The organism is Promicromonospora sp. NPDC060271 (genome assembly GCF_042726755.1).
Taxonomy (GTDB): Bacteria; Actinomycetota; Actinomycetes; order Actinomycetales; family Cellulomonadaceae; genus Promicromonospora.
Genome location: NZ_JBHXBG010000328.1, coordinates 1 through 1,046 on the forward strand (window position 1 = coordinate 1; position 1,046 = coordinate 1,046).

Sequence of the window (1,046 nt, forward strand, 5' to 3'; positions counted from 1 at the left end):
GCCCGAGCTGCCGACCTCCTGACGTTCTGCCGATCACCCGCACCCGCCTCGGGTCCGTCAGGGTCGGGCAGCGGCGAGTGCGTCCGTCAGGAGGCCGACCACCGCGCGCAGGGCCGGCTCGTCCGCGTGGTCCGGGTTCACCTCGGCGCAGACCAGCGCCCGCAGCCCCTGGCCGGCGCCGAGCACCCGCAGCGCGCGGTCCAGGGTCGCCGGGTCGAGCCCGCGTCCATAGGTCGGGATGTCTGCGGCTGGAAGCGTCAGGTAGTCGAGGACGTCGGCGTCGAGGTGCAGCACGAACGGAGCGTCTCCGACGGCGGCCAGGGCGCGGCGCGCGGCATCCTCCGGATCGGCGAGCACCTCGTCGGCCGGGATGCGCACCGCCGCGGGAACGTGACCGTGGGTGTCCTCCTCGCCGTCGGAGTACCCGAAGAACACGAGGCGCTCACCGTCCAGCAGCGGGCGCCGGTGCCCGAGCGCGGCGAGCGGTTCCCAGGTGCCCGGCAGGTCCAGCAGGTGCGCGACCCCCATCGAGTCGAGGATGGGTTCGTCGGGGTGGTCGGGCAGAAGCTGGAGATCCTGTCCCCCGTCCACGTACACGAGCGCCACCTCGGGGTGGCGTTCCGCGACCGCGGCGACGACGCCGATGGTCACCGTGCACTCCCCGCCCAGCACGAGCGGGCGCTCGGCGCGGTCCAGCACGGCCCCTACCCGTTCGCGGACCTCGTGCAGGCCGGCGGTGACCCGCTCGGCGTCGTTCGGCTCGTCCGGACCACGGTGCGCACGCCACGTGGCCGTCGGCAGGTCGCCGTCGTCCCGGACGCCGACGCCCGCACCCCGCAACGCGTCGAGCAGGCCCGCCGCACGCAGCGCAGCGGGCGCCTTCTCGAGCCCACGTGAGTGTGCCGCAGCACTGGACGGCACCCCGACAACGGCCCAGCTACTTGTCGATACCATCCGTCCAGTCTGCCTGGGGACACTGACAGTCGGCCGGACGGCCTGCCGAAGCAGAGCGCCTGTCCGGGTCTCCCAACCAGGGAGAACCGGAC

General features: G+C 73.9%; 1 protein-coding gene. It reads right to left on the reverse strand.

The window, feature by feature from the left end:
- Window positions 1-57: 57 nt before the first annotated feature.
- On the reverse strand, window positions 58-954 hold the full coding sequence (locus ACFWE2_RS25400) for an arginase family protein (RefSeq protein WP_377226981.1): 897 nt from the start codon (window positions 952-954) through the stop codon (window positions 58-60).
- Window positions 955-1,046 lie beyond the last annotated feature (92 nt).